The sequence below is a fragment of the Saccharopolyspora elongata genome, from assembly GCF_004348985.1.
Lineage (GTDB): Bacteria > Actinomycetota > Actinomycetes > Mycobacteriales > Pseudonocardiaceae > Saccharopolyspora > Saccharopolyspora elongata.
On sequence record NZ_SMKW01000019.1, the window covers coordinates 80499 to 97202 of the forward strand.

The 16704-nt window shown below is 72.2% G+C and carries 13 protein-coding genes; 9 read left to right on the top strand and 4 right to left on the bottom strand.

All coding sequences use genetic code 11. From position 1 onward, the window contains the following. Positions 1-2: 2 nt before the first annotated feature. From E1288_RS16425 to E1288_RS16445, 5 genes are all read left to right on the top strand, one after another. Positions 3-1124: a DUF58 domain-containing protein gene (locus tag E1288_RS16425; RefSeq protein WP_132485953.1), complete on the top strand. Its 1122-nt coding sequence runs from the start codon at positions 3-5 to the stop codon at positions 1122-1124. After that, the gene (locus E1288_RS16430; RefSeq protein WP_132485955.1) at positions 1121-3304 is read left to right on the top strand and encodes a transglutaminase family protein; all 2184 of its coding nucleotides are present in this window, start codon (positions 1121-1123) and stop codon (positions 3302-3304) included. The genes E1288_RS16425 and E1288_RS16430 overlap by 4 nt, the downstream gene beginning before the upstream one ends. Before the next feature lie 219 nt (positions 3305-3523). Further along, positions 3524-4267 (top strand): GntR family transcriptional regulator, encoded by a 744-nt coding sequence (locus E1288_RS16435; RefSeq protein WP_132485957.1) that lies wholly within the window; start codon positions 3524-3526, stop codon positions 4265-4267. Positions 4268-4414: 147 nt separating this feature from the next. Continuing rightward, the gene (locus E1288_RS16440) at positions 4415-4972 is read left to right on the top strand and encodes a DEAD/DEAH box helicase family protein (RefSeq protein ID WP_132485959.1); all 558 of its coding nucleotides are present in this window, start codon (positions 4415-4417) and stop codon (positions 4970-4972) included. Positions 4973-5057: 85 nt separating this feature from the next. Further along, positions 5058-5492 (top strand): Imm1 family immunity protein, encoded by a 435-nt coding sequence (locus tag E1288_RS16445; RefSeq protein WP_132485961.1) that lies wholly within the window; start codon positions 5058-5060, stop codon positions 5490-5492. Between the two features lie 27 nt (positions 5493-5519). On the opposite strand, the gene E1288_RS16450 is transcribed toward E1288_RS16445, so the two are convergent. Beyond that, positions 5520-7004, bottom strand: coding sequence for a serine/threonine protein kinase (locus E1288_RS16450; protein ID WP_132485963.1), 1485 nt, complete (start codon positions 7002-7004; stop codon positions 5520-5522). Positions 7005-7111: 107 nt separating this feature from the next. Between E1288_RS16450 and eccD the strand changes: the two genes are divergently transcribed. The 4 genes from eccD (at position 7112) to E1288_RS16470 (ending at position 10626) form a co-directional block, all read left to right on the top strand. Beyond that, positions 7112-8488: a type VII secretion integral membrane protein EccD gene (gene eccD / locus E1288_RS16455; protein WP_132485965.1), complete on the top strand. Its 1377-nt coding sequence runs from the start codon at positions 7112-7114 to the stop codon at positions 8486-8488. A 4-nt stretch (positions 8489-8492) separates the two neighbouring features. Beyond that, entirely contained in the window at positions 8493-9932 is a 1440-nt protein-coding gene (eccB, locus tag E1288_RS16460; protein ID WP_132485967.1) for a type VII secretion protein EccB, read from the top strand. Positions 9933-10067: 135 nt separating this feature from the next. Then, positions 10068-10430 carry an MFS transporter gene (locus E1288_RS16465; RefSeq protein WP_132485969.1) on the top strand — a complete coding sequence of 121 codons (363 nt, stop codon included), beginning with the start codon at positions 10068-10070 and terminating at the stop codon, positions 10428-10430. Positions 10431-10434: 4 nt separating this feature from the next. Beyond that, positions 10435-10626: a hypothetical protein gene (locus E1288_RS16470; protein WP_132485971.1), complete on the top strand. Its 192-nt coding sequence runs from the start codon at positions 10435-10437 to the stop codon at positions 10624-10626. A gap of 346 nt (positions 10627-10972) precedes the next feature. Here E1288_RS16470 and E1288_RS16475 read toward each other — a convergent pair whose 3' ends face one another. The 3 genes from E1288_RS16475 to eccCa all read right to left on the bottom strand — a co-directional run bounded on the left by E1288_RS16475 (position 10973) and on the right by eccCa (position 16683). Further along, a complete protein-coding gene (locus E1288_RS16475) occupies positions 10973-12133 on the bottom strand; it encodes a hypothetical protein (protein ID WP_132485973.1) in 1161 nt (386 codons plus the stop codon). Positions 12134-12144: 11 nt separating this feature from the next. Then, complete coding sequence (locus E1288_RS16480; protein WP_132485975.1) at positions 12145-12558, bottom strand: hypothetical protein; 414 nt, start codon at positions 12556-12558, stop codon at positions 12145-12147. Between the two features lie 162 nt (positions 12559-12720). Beyond that, positions 12721-16683 (bottom strand): type VII secretion protein EccCa, encoded by a 3963-nt coding sequence (gene eccCa, locus E1288_RS16485; RefSeq protein WP_132485977.1) that lies wholly within the window; start codon positions 16681-16683, stop codon positions 12721-12723. Positions 16684-16704 lie beyond the last annotated feature (21 nt).

Genomic DNA, 16704 nt, shown 5'->3' on the forward strand with positions numbered 1-16704 from the left:
GGGTGCGGCTCACCCGCCGCGGCATCCTCGTTCTCCTCGGGGCCGCGCTCTGTTTCGCCTTCGGAGAGGTGGCCGGGTTTCCGCTGTTCCGGGCGCTGGCCGGGGTCGCGGTCGGCGCGGTGCTGGCCGCCGTGGCCACCACCTTCGTCCAGCCCAAGGTGGAGGTCATCCGCTCCGTCACCCCGGACCGGGTCGAGCGGGGCAAGCCCGCGCTGGCGTCGCTGGTGGTCCGCAACGGCACCACCCGCAGGCATGGCGGATTCGCCGCGTCCGACCGGGTCGGCACCGAGGCGAACGAGGTGCAGGTCCGCCCGCTCGCGCCCGGCGCGGAGGCCACCTACCACTACGAGCTGCTCACCACGGCGCGCGGCCGGCTCCAGGTCGGCCCGCTCGTGCTGAGCCGGTTCGATCCCTTCGGCCTCGCCCACGGAGACCGGACCGCGGGCGGCACCGCGCACCTGTGGGCGCACCCGCGTCGGCACCAGGTGCGCCCCGCGCGGGCCGGCTATCCGAGGCACCACCACGACGGGCCGATCACCGATCCGCCGCTGCGCGGTTCGGCGGACCTGCGCGCCGTCCGGCCGTACGTGATCGGCGACGAAGTGCGCTTCCTGCACTGGAAAGCGACGGCCCGGACCGGTCAGCTCATGGTGCGCGAGTACGCCGACCCGGCGCAGCTGCGGTTCACGGCGGTGCTCGACACCCGGCCCGCCGCGATGAGCCCGGCCGTTTTCGAAGAAGCCGTCGAGGTGGCGGCCTCGCTGCTCTACGCCTCAGCATCGGCCGGACAGCACTGCCGGCTGATCGCCTCCCACGGCATCGACACGCCGGTCGACAGCGGCCTGCGGGCGGCCAGGTCGCTACTGGACGAGTTGTGCCTGGTCGGCCAGGACGCGGCGGCGGATGCGCAGCTGGTGCCGGCCGCGCTCGCCGCGACGCGTCCCGGCGGCATCCTGGTCGTGATCACCGGGCCGGACGCCGATGTGGCCGCGCACCGCTGGCGGCCGGACGTGCTGGTCCGGCTCGGCGCCCGGCAGTCGTCGGCGGGCAACGGGCTGATCGCCGCGTCGGACGCGGCCGATGCCGCCGCGAAGTGGAACGTCTTGCAGGCGGCTCCGGCATGACCGCGCGCAGCCGGCTTGCGGTCGCCGGATTGCTCTGCGCCGCAGCGGTTTCCGGGTTCTTGTTCGCGCCGGTCTTCGGCTTGGCGCCGCTGATCGTCCCGGTGCTCGTCGTGGTGCTCGTCGGCTACGGCTGCGTCGAACTGGCCGCGCGGTGGCCGGAACTGGAGCCGTGGCGCCCGGTTCTGGTGCTGCTGGGGGCTCTTCTCGGGCTGATCGAGTCGCTCCTGTTCCCGACCACCGTGGTGGGCCTGCCCACCGGGGAGACGCTGCGGGTGCTGGAACGCGGGTTGACCGAGGGCTGGCTGCTCAGCCTGCAGTCGACCTGGCCCGCCAGGCCGGATGCCGAGCAGCTGCTGTTCGTCCCGCTGGCGGTGCTGCTCGCCGTCGCGCTCGGCCTGGAATTGTTGCTGCGCCTGCGAAAGCCGATGGTGGCGTTGCTGCCGGGCCTGGCCGTGGTCGCGCTCGCCCAGGCGTACCAGGCGCTGACCGGGCTTGCGGCGCTGCTTGCCGCGATCGCCTACGCGGTCCCGGCCGGAGTGGTGCTCTGGGCGGAGCGCCCCGGGCGCCCGGCCGCCCGCCCTCGCGGTGGGCTCCAACCGGTGCCCCGGTCGTCCAAGGCGCGGATTCTGCTCGTGGTGCCGACGATCGTGGGCGTCGTCGCCGGTTCCGTCCTCATCGGCGGCTTCGATCCGGTCGGCGGCGATCCGTACCGCCTGGCGGACGGCCGCCTGGCGCCGTTGCAGCAGAACCGGCTCAGCAATCCGCTGGACCAGATCGCGGCGCGGCTGGGCGACCGCGAGCGGGAGGTGTTCCGCTACCGCAGCGATGCGCCGGTCGACCGGTGGCGCCTGGTGGTGCTGGATGGCTTCGACGGAACCAACTGGTCGACCGGCGCGCAGCTGCGCCGGATGGGAACCGGCCTCGACGGGGTGCCGGGCGGCACCGCGGGCGCGGCCGACCTGCGGGTGCGAGGCGGGCTCGGGCCGTGGTTGCCGAGCCAGCCGGTTCCGGTGGGCGTGACCGGGCTCGCGCCGCTGGTGGACCAGTCCTCGGGCGCGCTGCTGGTGGACCCGCCGGTGCCCGCCGGGCAGGAGGTCTCCTACCGGCTGAGCTGGTCGACGCCCCAGGTCGACGCGGCACGGCTCGGCGTAGCCCCGGTGGATCCCCACGCGGCGGGCGGGCTCGGCGGACTCGGCGTGGTGCCACCGGAAATCGGGCGGCTGGCCAGGGATTCGGTGCGCGGGCTGCGCCCGACGTTCCAGGCGGCCCTGCAGCTCGACCGGTTCCTCAGCGAGAACTACCAGGTCGCGGTCGGCGAAGACCTGCCGACCGGGCACGGCTGGCCGCAGCTGCGGCACTTCCTCCTGGAGAGCAAGCGCGGGACGAGCGAGCAGTTCGCCGCCGCGTACGTGCTCCTGGCGAGGCTGAACGGCATCCCGGCCCGGCTGGTCGTCGGGTTCCGCGGCTCGAACAAGACCGAGGGCGACTTCAAGGTGGTGCGCAACGGCGACGTGCTGGCGTGGCCGGAGGTGGCGGTCGAGGGAGTCGGCTGGGTGCCGCTGGACCCGACCGCGACCGCGGCCCAGTCCGGCCGGGAGCAGTCCGGCCTGGCGATGGCGGCCGCGCAGGCCAGGCAGCAGCTACCGCCGGAGAACCAACTGCGCCCGCCCCAGCTCCCGCCGGGGCAGCAGGAGGACGCGGGCGAACAGGAATCCGGCGCCGCCCCGATGCTGTGGGCAGTGGTGGTTCCGGTTGCCGGGGCACTGCTTCTGCTCGCCTGCTGGCTGGTCGGAGTGCCGCTGGCGAAGTCCGTGCGAGCCCGCCGAAGGAGGCGCCTTGCCGGCGCCGATGGCGTGATGGGCGCATGGGCGGAAGCCCGCGACCGGATCCGAGCCCACGGCGTGCCGTACCGGATCGGGATGACACCGCGAGATCTGGCGGAGTCGGCGGGCTCGATGATCGGAGAACGAACGGCGCAGCCGGTGGTAAGGCTGGCGAAGGTGCTGGACATGGCGCTGTGGTCAGGAGTCCCGGTGGCGGACGGCCAATCCCGACGAGCCTGGGAAGAGGTCCGAGAGGTCCGGCGAGCACTAGCAACCCGCCCACTGTCCACCAGACTGAGAGCAGCACTGGAACTACGTACACTGCTCCCCACCGGCCGCCAACAAGACCGATCCTGAGGGATGGGCCGAGAAGTCATCTCGACTTCCGCTGGCTCGCGGCTGCACGCTGCGCTGCGGTGGCGTGCAACCACCCACGCGCCTTCTGCTCCAGGTCGCGGATGTCGTCCCAGCTGTGATCGACCGGGATCGAAGCCACCAGTTGGTGGTTCTCGTGAACTGCGGGCAAGGTGGGACACTCGTTCGGGAGGACTCAGACGTCTAGTGCGAGGTGTTTCAATGTCCGCCGCAGCGAAGTATCAAGAGATCGCGGCGACGCTGCGCAGCCAGATCGACCGGGGCGAGCTGTCGGTTGGGGATCAGTTGCCGACCGAGCAGGCTCTGCAGGACCGGTTCGACGCATCACGCACAACGGTCCGCCAGGCCCTGAAGGAGCTTCGAGACGCCGGCCTGGTTCAGATGCGCCACGGAGTGGGCGTGTTCGTCGCACCGCCGAAGGTGGTCCGGCGGCTGGACTCCCGCGAACGTCTGTCGAAGGCCCGGCGGGAAGCGAACAAGGCTGCTTTCCTGGCGGAAGCGGCGGCACAGGGATTCGCCCCATCATCCTCGGTCCGGGTGTGGTTCGAGCCTGCTCAGGATTACGCGGAACTCCTTGATGTTGAAGAGGGTTCCGAACTTTGCGTGCGCGACCGGGTGATGAGTGCGGACGATCAGCCGGTGATGCTGGCTGTTTCGCGGCTGCCCCGTGAGATCACCAGGGGTACCACCCTGGAAGAGGTGGAGACCGGGCCGGGCGGTGTGTTCGCCAGGCTGGAAGAACAGGGCTACGAGATCACCGGGCACGAGGAGATCGTGAGCGCCCGGATGCCGGACGCGAACGAACGGAAGCTGCTCGGCCTCGGCAGCGGTCCCGTGCTGACGGTTCGCCGCCGGACGTGGAGCGGCGACCGGGTGGTCGAGGTGAACGACATGGTGATGTCGGGCGAGTCGTACGAACTGCGCTACGCGTGGGATGCGATCTGACGTCATCCTGATGGAGCGGACAGCAATGGCCGTACCCAGCGGAAAAACGCCCTGGGGTTGGTGCAGAACCGGTCATCGCGAACGAGCTGCGGGAAGCCCTGCCTTGGGCTGATCGAGACTGGTCGGCGGCCGATCACGGTCGATATCGTGGTGGCGTACGAACGCGAACTCGGCCCGTTGGGAGACGACATGCTGCGTCGCCGGGACATCACGCACCCCCGCACCATGAAGGCTGACCGACCGACGCTCACCGAGCTGGCCCGTTCGATCGACAGCGGCGACCCCGGAGTGTTGGCGACCGCGCCGTCCAGCCGCGCCGTCGACTTCTTCCTCGCGTCGAAGCTCGGTGAGTCGGGGGCGAACCACCTGCGGGAGTGGGTCCGCACCGGGAAGACGTCGACGCTGCGCGCGAACGCGCTCGCGGTGCTTTCGAAGATGTCGATGCGCGAGGACATCGAGCTCATCGTGGATTGCTTGGAGACGGACGAGAAGGTCCGGTTCCTGTCCTTGGCATCCGAGGTGTCCAAGCTGATGCAGCACGATTGGGAGACGTCCAAGGCGGTTGCGAAAGACCCGACCACCGCCCCGAATCCCCGGAAGCTGGCAAAGGCCCTGACGAAGGAAACCCTCTTGGACTCCGACGCCGAGTCCCGCTGGTGCGGGGCGTACCTGCTCCGGGGACTCGTCCCCGTGCTGGGAAGGTAGACCTGGCCCGCGCGTCGGCGAGCTGACCGGCCGAGGGGTGCGTTAGTGCTGCAGGGCGTACCTACGTCGGTCGGAAGGTGACGGGATGAGCATTAGGGCAGGTTGGGCAGTTGTCGGTCTCGACGGCTCGTACCAGGGGCTGAACACGACCTTGGGCACCCCGGAGGACGTCGCGGGGTTCGTCGAGCAGCTCTCCGATCCCCAAGCTGACTCGGCCCGGCTAGTGCACAACGGTCGGCCGCTGTGGGACGCGGAAACGAACTTTCCCGATCACGGTGTGTTCGCTGCCGTCGTCGACGGATTCGGGTACCTCAGCTACCAGGACGCCACCCGAGACAAGGCCTACCCCGAGGGAGATCCAGCCTCGGAGGGCTGCGAGTTCGACGACGACGACTTTCCGCCCGGATCGGGTCTGCCGGTCGAGCAGTTCACCAAGACTCTCGTCGAGTTCCTGCACACCGCCGACCGGCCCGCTTCGGTGACATGGCTCGACCTCTACCCGGAGACGGCGGGCGAGTAACCGACTCAACGACGCCTGCGCTCCGCTCTAGAGGTTGCAGCGGGTGCCTCGGATTGGGATCGGGTCGCTGGTGTAGATGTGCTTTCCGTCCGTGGCCCTCACTTGGAAGCAGTACCTCCGGGTCGGGTCCACCGGTACCACCTTGGTGCGGTCCCGGTTGGCGACCAGGATCATCGTGTCGATCCGCTCGCCCGCCACCACCACCGCGAAGTCGAGGTCGCCGTCGGCTCGCCAGGTCAGCTGGACCTGGTCGCCCCGGTCTTCCGGTGGGGCCACTTCGAGGTTCACGTCCGGCTTCGGGTCGGCCGGCTGCTGCGGCGGGGGAGCGGCGACCGCGGTGGCCGCGGATTCGGCCTGCTCCGCCGGTTCGCCCGACCCGACGAACAGCGGCACGGCCGTCAGGCCAAGTACGACCACGCCGGCGCCGATCAGAACGCCGGTGCGACGCCGGTTGTGCGGGCGCTTGCCGGGTTTCGACTCGCCGCCGAAGGTGTGGACGAGGGTGCGGCCGGGCGGCACCGGTTCGGCCACCGGTGGGGCGTGTCCGGCGGCCACTGGCGGGACGTGTCCGGCGGTCACCGGTGGCGCGTGTCCGGCGGCCTGCGGGTGGTGCTGCGCGACCTCGGCGAAGTCGTCGAACTCGGCGGCGGGTTCGTCTTCCTCGTCGTCGGCCTCGCCGGAGTCGTGGCCGGGTTCGATCGCGCCGCCGCCCGTCGCCCGCTGGATCTTGGCGAACAGCGCCATCAGCATCGCGGCGTCCTGCGGCCGGTCCGCCGGGTCCTTGGCCAGCAGGCGACCGACCACATCGGACAGTTCGGCCGGCACCCCGGAGGCCCGGATCGGCGGCACCGGTTCCCGCAGCACCTGGAGGATCCGCTCGCCGGGCTGCTGCCCGGTGCGGTGCGGGAACGGCGGCGCGCCCGTCAACGCGGTGTGCAGGATCGCGCCGAGCCCGTACAGGTCGGATGCCGCGGAAATGGTGTCCTCGCGCAGCGTTTCGGGGGCGGTGTAGGCCACCGCGTGCATCGGGTCGCGCGGAAACCGGCGGCGCAGCGCCAATCCGAAGTCGGCGAGGACGAATTCGCCGGACCGGCGGTACAGCACGTTGTGCGGCGTCACGCCGCCGTGCAGGATGCCCGCCCGGTGCGCCGCGGCGAGCGCGGTGGCGATCGCCGACCCGATGGCGAGCACGTCGCGCAGCGACAGCGCGACGCCGGAGTCGAACAGCCCGGCCACCGAGCCCCGGCACAGCTCCATCCGCACGCCGGAGCGCCCGTCCCGGTGCTTGATCACGGCGTCGACGGGCAGGATCGGCCGCACCTCCCGCAACGCGTCGAGCGCCTTGCGCTCGCGGTCCAGCCACGCCGTGGTGTCGGCGTCGAAACCGTCGGCGAACATCTTGATCGCGACCGCGCGGCCGTCATCGACCAGCCGGCCCGCGTAGACCTTGGCGGTCGGACCTTCGGCGAGCAGCCTCAGGTCGCCCACCGCACCGCTGCTCTCGATGCTCATGCGCCCATTCTCCAGGAGTGCGGCCGGTCTGCGGCGAAAGTCGCGCAACGCGGCAGGTTCCTGCCTTCGCCACCCGCGATCGCCCGCTGCGGTCGAAGCTTTCGAGCATGCAGACTACCGGCCTGGTCAGAGTGACCATCGCCGCTCCAAGGCGGCGAATCGACATGGCGTTGCCAGAGCACGCGGCCGTCGCCGAGCTCCTCCCCGGCCTGCTGGCGCGCGCGGGCGAAGGCCTGGCCGACGACGGCGTCACCGGCGGCGGCTGGCAGCTGCGCAGGGTCGACGGGACGGCGTTCGACCTGGACCGGACGCTGGGCTCGCACCGGGTGCGGGACGGGGAAGTGCTGCACCTGGCGCCGCGCCGGATCAGCTGGCCGGAGCTGGAGTACGACGACCTGGTGGACGCGATCGCCACCGGATCCGGGCACACCGGCCGGGCGTGGGGGCCGCGGCACACCCGGCTGGCGGGGCTGGCGGCCGGTGCGGCGGCGGTGCTGCTCGGCCTGATCGCGGTGTTGCGCGCAGGCCCGCCGTGGACATCGCCCGCGTTGTGGGCCTTGGGCACGGCGGTGTTGCTGCTCGCGGCGGGCGTGGTGCTGGCCCGCGCGGCCGGTGATGCCGACGCCGGGGCCGTGCTGGCGGGGGTCGCGCTGCCGTTCGCCTTCGCCGGTGGGGGATTGCTCCTGGCCGGGCGGAATCCGGTGACCGAGCTGTCGGCGGGCCACCTGATGCTCGCCGGCGCGTCGCTGCTGTTGGCGGGCCTGGTGGGCTACCTCGGCGTGACCGCGGCCCAGGCCCTGTTCGCCGGGGCGGTCACCGTCGGCCTGCTCGGAGTGCTCGCCGGCTGGCTGGCCACGATCGACGGGTTGGCGGGCTACCAGGTCGCGGCCGTGGTCGGCGGCGGATTGCTGGCACTGTCCACAGTGTTCGCCCCGCTGGCGTTGCGGCTCGGCAGGGTGCCGATGCCGGTGCTGCCGCGATCGACGGCGGATCTGGTGCGCGACGATCCGCCGCCGCCCCTCGAACTGGTCCACGCCGCGGTGGCCAGGGCTGACGGGTTGCTCACCGGGATGCTGACCGGGGCGTCGGTCGTGGCGATGTGCTGCCTGGTGGCGCTGGTCGGCAGCGCCGATGCGAGCTCGGTGGTGATGGCGGCGGTGCTCGCCGTCGGATTCCTGCTGCGCGCACGGCTTTACCCGATCCTGCGGCAACGGGTGCCGTTGCTGGTCGCCGGGATGTTCGGCGTCGGCTGCCTGGTGGTCGGCCCGGGCGTGACGGCGGCGGGCCTGGTGTTCGCCGGGCCGCTGCTGCTGGTCGTGGCCGCCGCGGTGATCGCGGCCGGCATCCTGCTGAGCACCCGCGCCGCGAACCCCTACCTGGGCCGGTTCGCCGAGTACTCCGAGATCCTGGTGATGGTCGCCATCGTCCCGGTGGTGTGCGCCGTGCTCGGCCTGTACGGCTACGTCCGAGGGCTGGGGGGCTGAGCGCATGGCGTCGAAGCGAGATCAGCTGCAGGCGTACCAGTTCCTCGTCCAGCGGGCGATTTCCGCCCTGGTCACCAGGGAAACCGATCCGGAGCAGCCGCCGTTCCGCCGGCCGACGGGCGCGGTGCTCGCGAGCATCGCGCTGGCCATCGTGTCGCTGGCCTGCGTCGGCGTGTACGGGATGATCGTGCCGGGCGGCAACAACGCCTGGCGCAAGGACGCCGCGGTGATCGTGGAGAAGGAGACCGGCACCCGGTACGTCTACCTGAACGACCGGCTGTACCCGGTCGCCAACTACGCGTCCGCGCTGCTGCTCCTCGGCGATCACCGCGCCACGCAGCAGGTTTCCCGGAATTCCCTCGCCGACGTGCCCCGCGGGCCCCGCATCGGCATCCCGGGCGCGCCCGACGCGCTGCCGGGCCCGGACCGGCTGCTGACCGGCTCCTGGTCGCTGTGCTCGGCGCCGGCCAGTGACGTTGCGGGAAGCAGGATCGAGGAGTCGGTGCTGCTGGCCGGTGCCGAACCGGCCGGTGGCGCCGGGCTGGGCGACCAGGCGCTGCTGGTCGAGCTCGCGCCGACGGGCGAGCGCTACCTGATCTGGCGCGGTCGCCGGCACCAGATCAACGCCTATGACGCGGTCGTCGGCACCGGTCTCGCGCTGACGTCCGAGCCGTGGGCGAGGGTCGGGCAGGCATGGCTGGACGTGCTGCCCGAAGGCGCTCCGATCGAGCCGCTCGCGGTGGCGCAGGCCGGGGAACCGTCCGCGGCGGTAGAGGGGCGGACCGACATCCGGGTCGGGATGCTGCTGGTGGTGCAGACATCGGGCGGCGGGCAGCAGTACTACCTGGCGGAGCGGGACGCGCTGCGCCCGATCACCCAGCTGCAGCACGACATCCAGCTGGCGGACGCGCGGACGATGCTCGCCGCCTACCCCGGCGGGGAACCGAAGGCGGTTCAGCTGGCGCCGTCGCTGGCTGCCACGGCGCGGCGGCTCGATCCGGTCGTGGCGGCCGCGGGCTCGGCGCCCGCCACGCGACCGGCCGTCGCTCGGCTGCGGGACCGGGAGGCCACGGTGTGCGCCACCTTCGGCCAGGGCGGGGCGGTGCCCCTGCTGGTGGTCGATCCGGTGCTGCCGCCGGCCGATCCGATGACGGCGACCACGCGCCGGAGCGTGCACGGGACGCCGCTGGCCGACCGGGTGCACGTCCCGCCGGGATGGGCCGCGGTGGTCGAGGCGATGCCGTCGGAGCAGGCCCCGGTGGGCACGCTGACCGTGGTCACGGACATGGGACGCCGCTACCCGGTGGCGGCACCGGAGGTGCTGCGGATGCTCGGCTACGCCTCGGCCCGCCCGGTGCGCCTGCCAGCGGGCCTGGTGGCCCGCCTACCGGAAGGCCCCGCCCTGGATCCCAATGCCGCCATGCGCCAAGCCCCGGCCGGATGACGCCTGAGGACGGAAGCGGCCGGTCGGTGGTAACGCCGACCGGCGCAGTGCCGATCGCCAGGGCTGCGGGCCGTGAGCCCTTCGTGCTGCGGTGGGAGCTGTTCTGGATGTGCTGCGGTAGGGGTGCCCGTGTCTTTGGAGTGGCGAAGCCGCATCTACGCCGCGCTGTTCCTGTTGGGAGTCGGCGAAACCCTCGTCGATACCGTGTACAGCACGCTCGTGCCCGCACTGGTGCCGCAGCAGCTGCTTGGGAGGGCCAATGCGCGGCTGATGCTGACGTTCTTGCTGAACAACCAACTGCTGGGGCCGCTGATGTTCGCCGCCGGAAGCGCCATGCCGCTCGGCTTCCACGCGCTGACCTTCGCGCTGAGGGCTTTGATCGTCGCCCGCATCCGGCACGTCGAGGCTCCTCGCAGTCACAGGCGGCGCATCCGCTGCGCACCGAGGTCGCCGAAGGCCTGGCGTGGCTGGGGCGTCACGCCGGGATGCGCACCCTGACGGCGTGCATTCTGGCGATGAACCTGACCGAGGTGGGGCGTTCTCCATCTGGGTCCTGCATGCGCGCGAGCACCTCGGTCTGTCCGCCATCGGTTTCGGCCTGTTCACCCCGTTCTGGGTCGCTTGCACGGCCGTGGCCCTGCTTTCGATGCTGACGTGGACCGTGCTGCGGCACGCAGCACCGGATTCAGCCTGACATCGAGGCCGAGCCGGGCAAGAGCGACCACCTCGACTGGCACCCCACCCGGGGCCACCCACCCCGGGATCGGCCTCCCGGGTTCTACCGCAATTTCAATGGAAATCGGATCTTCGATTTCCATTGAAATTGCGGCAGTTGTCCACAGGCGTCGGCGTGTCGTGGTGTGACACGCCGACGATCCGCAAGTTCCATTGAAATCGGACATCCGATTTCAATGGAACTTGCGGCAGGTGTGGTCGGTGGGGTGCGCGCGGGTGCCTGCGATCTGGTCGCAGGCGCCCGCACACCGGCAGGCGGTGCCAGTCCCACACGACAGGTGCCGGAATTCCGTGCTATGAACCGGCTATCGGCGCCTTGTGGGCGGATCCATTTGCCACAGATCGTCGTCGGGCAGCCGGGCCGGGCCTGCTTCGCGGGTGCGTTGGCCGCTCGTCCGCTGGAAGGCGGCGTCGCCGCCGGAGCGGCCGCGCAGGCTCTCCGGAACACCGTCGGTTCCGGCCGGCCTGCGCTTGGTCTCGGTTCGTCCGGTGGGCTGTTCGGCGGAGCCCGGGCGCAGCGTGCCCGACGTGCCCTGGCCTGCGGACGGAGGGATCATCGGCGGCGGCATCGCGCCCGCGACCGGTTTCGCCCCGGCCGCGGCGGCGGCTCCCGGCTTCACCTCGGCGGCCAGGCTGGGCGCCCGCTTGCCCGCTACCGGCTTCGCCAGCGGCATCATGCCAGCTCCGCCCGCCGCGCCCGCCCAGCCGAGCCCACCCGACGGCACCGGTGGACCGGACGCCGACGGCAGCCCGGCACCGAGGTGCGCGTTCGGGACCGGGCCCGTCACGGGCGTCGCCCCGGCCAGCGACGGCCCGGTCACGCCGGAGAGGTCTGGTGCGGTCGCGCCGTCGGTCATCGACGAGGCCAGGTTCTGCAGTTCCGACAGGACGTCCATCCCGGCGTTCGCCGCTTTGAGGAATTCGGCCGGGGAGCCTTCGACAACGGGGAGGCCGCCCTTCGGCGCGGGCAGCACGTCGCCCGGCGACTGGAGCCCGGAGGCCGCGACGACCTTGAGCATCGACATGTCGAACTGCGCGCCCAGGGCCGACATCCGCGCGCCGGCCGCCTGCTGGAACGCCGGGGCCGTCCACGCGGTGAGCGGGTTGGACATGGCGAGCATGTAGGACTCGTAGAGGCCGGTCACGGTCCCGAGCGCCTCCGGGATCGCGCCGGCCAGCGTGGTCAGCGTCTCGACCGGCTGGGCCGCGTCGATCCGGTCGGCCCACATGGTCAGCTCGGCCAGCGACCGCTGGACCTTCTCCTCGTGCGCCCGCCCGGCATCGTCCTTCCAATGTGGAGCGAGCTCGCCCGCGCGGGTGTGCAGCTCCACCCTGGCCTCTTCGATCCAGGCGCGGACCTCGGTCCACATCCGCGCCGCGTCGGTGAGGACGGCGACGTTGGCCTGCTCGGCGGTGATCATCGCCATGTGCGCCTCGATGGGCAGCAGGTTGTAGGGGATTGCCATGGATGCCCTCCTCAGGCGGCGCTGGTCGGGGAGGCGGTTCCGGGCTCGTCACCCGGCTTCGCGGCGGGTTGCTGGCCGAACGTCCCGCCCGCCTGCTTCAGCAGGCCGAGCCCCTTGTTCGCGAGCTTCAGGGCAGAGGCGGTGAGCGTGAGCGCGCTGGTCACGTCGGCGGCGCTGTAGGTCGCCGCGGCCGCCTTCACCTTCGCGGAGTCGGTCACCAGGTCCTCGGTCACCTTCGTCAGGTACGTGGCCATGGCCGCCGTGGCGGCCTTGTCCAGCACGGACATCGCGATCCCCTCGAACAGGCCGGACAGGTTCGGCGGCGTCCCCAGCCGCGTGAGCGACGGCGGCATCGGGGGAGCGGTGAGCCGGCTGGAGAACGCGCTCATTGCCTCGGTGTTGCCGTTGACCTCTGCTGCGGGCATACGCCCCTCCTCGATGTCCGGCGCGGTGTCGCGCGGTTGCGGTCCGGGTCGGCCCGGCAGTTCCGCTGGAATGCCACGGGTTTTCGCGCATCGCCTGCCCCTGCTCAGCGAAGCACGGCGGCCGGTCGCGGTGGGCGCCGCGACAGCAACCGGCCATTTCGGCTACGAGCTCGGCGGGAGCCAGGCGATCTGGACCTGGTCCTTCTGCCCGCGGCGGTCGACCAGCCAGCCGCGGCCCGGCGGGAGCACCTGGGCGCGCATGCCGCCCAGCAGCGGGCCCTCGTCCCGGTCGCCGGACATCATCAGGCCGGGCGCGCCGACCTCCCGCAGCCGGGCCAGGAACGGCTCGAACAGCCCGCGCCCGGCCCCGCCGGTGCGGCGGGCCAGCACGACGTGCAGGCCGATGTCGGCGCCCTGCGCCGCCAGCGGCAGCAGCGACATCAGCGGGTGTTCCTGGTGCGTGGCCACCATGTCGTAGTCGTCGACGAGCACGAAGATCTCCGGCCCCTGCCACCAGTTCCGGGCGCGCAGCTGCTCCGGCGTGATGTCCTGGCCCGGCAGCCGCTTGGTCAGCTCGGCGGCCACCTCGGCCAGCAGGCCGCGGCTGTGCGCGTCGTTGGTGCCGGTGCCGAGCAGGTGCTCGTCGCCGATCTCGCCGAGCAGACCGCGGCGGTGGTCGACGAGCACGATCCGCGCCTCGCTCGGCGAGTACGCCTGGCAGATCCGCCGGGCCAGCACCCGCAGGAACGAGGTCTTGCCGGATTCGGTGTCGGCCAGCAGGAAGAAGTGCGGGTCGGCGTTGAAGTCCAGCCGCATCGGGGAGAGGTCGCGCTCGTGGATGCCGACCGCGAGCCCCGCTTCGTCCCCGGTGAGCTCCTCGGTGGCGGGCAGCTCGGCGTAGGGCAGCACGCCCGGCAGCAGCCGCACCGGCGGCGCGGGCTCGCCCGGCCACGCCGCCCCGACCGCCTCGACCAGCGCGCCGATGCCGCCTGCCAGATCGCCTGCGCTGCTCACCCCGTCGATCCTGGGCAGCGCCACCAGCATCTGGTGCCCGCTCATCGCGAGGCCCCGCCCGGGCGAGTCGGCGGGCACGCTCATCGCGGCGCGCCGGTCCACGATCGAGTCGATCGGGTCGCCGATCTTCAGCTCCAGCCTGCTGGCGAACAGGTCGCGGACGTTCATCCGCAGCTCGAAGGAGCGGGCGCAGGACGCCACCACGTGCACGCCGTAGGACAGGCCGCGGGCGGCGAGGTCGCCGACGGCCTCCTCCAGGTCGTTGAAGTCGTTGCGCAGCGTCTGCCAGCCGTCGATCACCAGGAAGACGTCGCCGTGCGGGTGGTCGGCGAACCGGCCCTCGGTGCGCAGCCGGCGGTAGGTGGCGATGCCGTCGATCTGGTGCTCGGCGAACATCCGCTCGCGCTGGGCGAGCAGCGTCGCCACCTCGGCGACGGTGCGCCGGACCGCGCCGGTGTCCAGGCGTCCCGACACGCCCGCGACGTGCGGCAGACCGGCGAGCGAGCCGAGCGTGCCACCGCCGAAGTCCAGGCAGTAGAACTGGGCTTCGCGCGGGGTGTGGGTGAGCGCGAGGCTGGTGATCAGGGTGCGCAGCGCGGTGCTCTTGCCGGTCTGCGGGGCTCCGAGCACCAGCACGTGCCCGGCGGCGCCGGACAGGTCGAGCTCCAGCGGGTCGCGCCGCTGCTCCAGTGGCCGGTCCACGATGCCCAGCACCGGGCGGAGCGTGCCCGCCGGGGCGGCGGTCAACCCGCGCACCGGATCGGTGGTCAGCGGCGGCAGCACGGCGTCCAGGGACGGCGAGTCGGACAGCGGCGGCAGCCAGACCTGGTGCGCCGGCGTGCCCCGGCCCTGCAGCCGGTCGACCAGGACGTCCAGCAGGGTTTCGCCGACGGCGGCGTCCTCGTCGACTTCCGGCTCCTCCGGCACGTCGTCGAGAGTGGGCTCCGGGGCGAGGTACGTGGTCGTGTACTCGTGCAGCGCCAGCCGTTCGCCGAAGGCCGCGGCCACGCCGGTTCCGGCGGCGCTCTGGTAGACGCCGGAGACGTAGGCGGAGCGGAACCGGTCCATCGGCTCGGTGCCGACCTTGAGGAATCCGTGCCCGGGAGCCCTCGGCAGCCGGAAGGCGTCGGGCACGCCGAGCACGGCCCGGCTCTCCATCTCGGAGAAGGTGCGCAGCCCGATCCGGTAGGACAGGTGGGTTTCCAGGCCGCGCAGCCGGCCCTCGTCCAGCCGCTGCGAGGCGAGCAGGAGATGCACGCCGAGCGAGCGGCCGACCCGTCCGATCTGGACGAACAGGTCGATGAACTCCGGTTTGGCGGACAGCAGTTCGGAGAACTCGTCGCAGATGACCAGCAGCGTCGGCACCTCGGGCAGCGGGGCCCCGGCGGCGCGGGCCTTCTCGTAGTCGCGCAGGGAGGCGAAGTCGCCCGCCGCGCGCAGCAGCTCCTGGCGGCGGATCAGCTCGCCGTTGATCGCGTCGGTCATCCGGTCGACCAGGTGCAGTTCCTCGGCGAGGTTGGTGATCACCGCGCTGGTGTGCGGCAACGCGTCCAGCCGGGCGAAGGTGGCGCCGCCCTTGAAGTCGACCAGCGCGAAGTTCAGCGAGTTCGGCGGGTGGGTGACGGCCAGCGCCAGCACCAGGGTGCGCAGCAGTTCCGACTTGCCGGAGCCGGTGGCGCCGACCAGCAGGCCGTGCGGGCCCATGCCGTCCTGGGCTGACTCCTTCAGGTCGATCTCGATCGGAACGCCGTCGGCCCGGATGCCGAACTTCACCCGCAGCCGGTCCCGGTTCGGCCGCGGCGCCCAGGTCTCGGCCGGGTCGAGCTCGTACGGGTCGCCCAGCTCCAGCAGCTCGGCCAGGCCCAGCTCGTTGGTCATCGGCGCATCGCCGCGCACGCCGGCGGTCAGCCGCAGCGGGGCCAGCTGCCGGGCCAGGCCCTCGGCCGCGGCCGCGCCGAGCGAGTCCGCCCGGCCGACCTGAGCGGCGCCGTCCATCGTCTCGCTGCCCAGCTCGCCGTCGGCGGCCACGTCCAGCACCACCGCGCTCCGGTCCAGCGCTCGCGGCGGCGCGGTGGTCAGATCCACCACGGTCACGCCTTCCACACCACCGCCGGTCATCAGGTGATCGGAGCCGGCGACCGAGCCGCCGTCGAGCACCACCACCAGGTGCGGGCCCGGGATGCCCGCCCCGGCCTCCGGGTCGAAGCGCGGCCGCTTGGCGAGCTCCTCCTCCAGCATCGATTCCAGCGCCGGAATCTCCTGAGCCACCAGGCGAACCGGTCCGACCGCGTCGGTGCGCTCCGGGTGCAGCGCGTGCGGCAGCCACTTGACCCACTCCCAGTCCGGGCGGCGCTCCTCGCCCGCGCACACCGCGATCCGCAGGTCGTCCGGCGAGTGCGAGGTGGCCAGCTGCGCGAGCATCGCGCGCAGCATGCCCAGCGCCGCAGTGCGGTCGCCGCGCAGGTAGATCCGGCTGAAGCCGTTGACCGCGATCGCGACCGGCAACCGGTCCACTGTGGAATACGTGGTGATGAACCTGCGCAGCGCCAGCGCGGACAGCGGTTCGAGCTCCTCCAGCGGTTTGGTGTCGGGGGCGACCAGCGTGACCGTCGGGCGCTGCGCGCCGCGGCCGATCCGCGCGACACCGAAATCCGGGTCGTCCTTGCGCCGCTCCCACAACCGGTAGCTCGCCGCCACCGACCACAGCGAGGCGGGATCCGGGTGCAGGTACTCCATCGCCGCGCGCTGCCCGCGCACCGACCGCCGGAACCGCAGCCGGTGCTGGGCGAGGTGCCGCAGGTACTTGCGCCGGGCGTGGCCCATCTCGCGCTTGCTCGGGCCGCCGCTCTGCAGGAAGCCCATGACGACCATGCCGAGCATCGCCACGCCCATCAGCCCGTACATGACGAAGCGGATGGAACCGCCCAGTGAACCGGAGAACATCAGCATCATGCCCGCCGTCATCGCCACCATGGGCAGCACCATGAACACCTGCGTCCACTGCCGGGCGGGTGGCGGCGGGATCTCCGGCGGCGCCTGCAGCACCAGCTCGCCGGCGGGCATCTCCGGCGCCGGTCTGCGGGCCGGCCTCTTCACCACGACTGTCGCCATGACCGTGATGGTTCGCGATCG

Excerpts from the sequence above, each read along its gene's own strand:
- E1288_RS16430 (WP_132485955.1), top strand. The coding sequence starts at position 1,121 with ATGACCGCGCGCAGCCGGCTTGCGGTCGCCGGATTGCTCTGCGCCGCA.
- E1288_RS16475 (WP_132485973.1), bottom strand. The coding sequence starts at position 12,133 with ATGGCAATCCCCTACAACCTGCTGCCCATCGAGGCGCACATGGCGATG.
- eccB (WP_132485967.1), top strand. The coding sequence starts at position 8,493 with ATGGCGTCGAAGCGAGATCAGCTGCAGGCGTACCAGTTCCTCGTCCAG.
- eccD (WP_132485965.1), top strand. The coding sequence starts at position 7,112 with ATGCAGACTACCGGCCTGGTCAGAGTGACCATCGCCGCTCCAAGGCGG.
- E1288_RS16435 (WP_132485957.1), top strand. The coding sequence starts at position 3,524 with ATGTCCGCCGCAGCGAAGTATCAAGAGATCGCGGCGACGCTGCGCAGC.
- E1288_RS16480 (WP_132485975.1), bottom strand. The coding sequence starts at position 12,558 with ATGCCCGCAGCAGAGGTCAACGGCAACACCGAGGCAATGAGCGCGTTC.
- E1288_RS16445 (WP_132485961.1), top strand. The coding sequence starts at position 5,058 with ATGAGCATTAGGGCAGGTTGGGCAGTTGTCGGTCTCGACGGCTCGTAC.
- eccCa (WP_132485977.1), bottom strand. The coding sequence starts at position 16,683 with ATGGCGACAGTCGTGGTGAAGAGGCCGGCCCGCAGACCGGCGCCGGAG.
- E1288_RS16450 (WP_132485963.1), bottom strand. The coding sequence starts at position 7,004 with ATGAGCATCGAGAGCAGCGGTGCGGTGGGCGACCTGAGGCTGCTCGCC.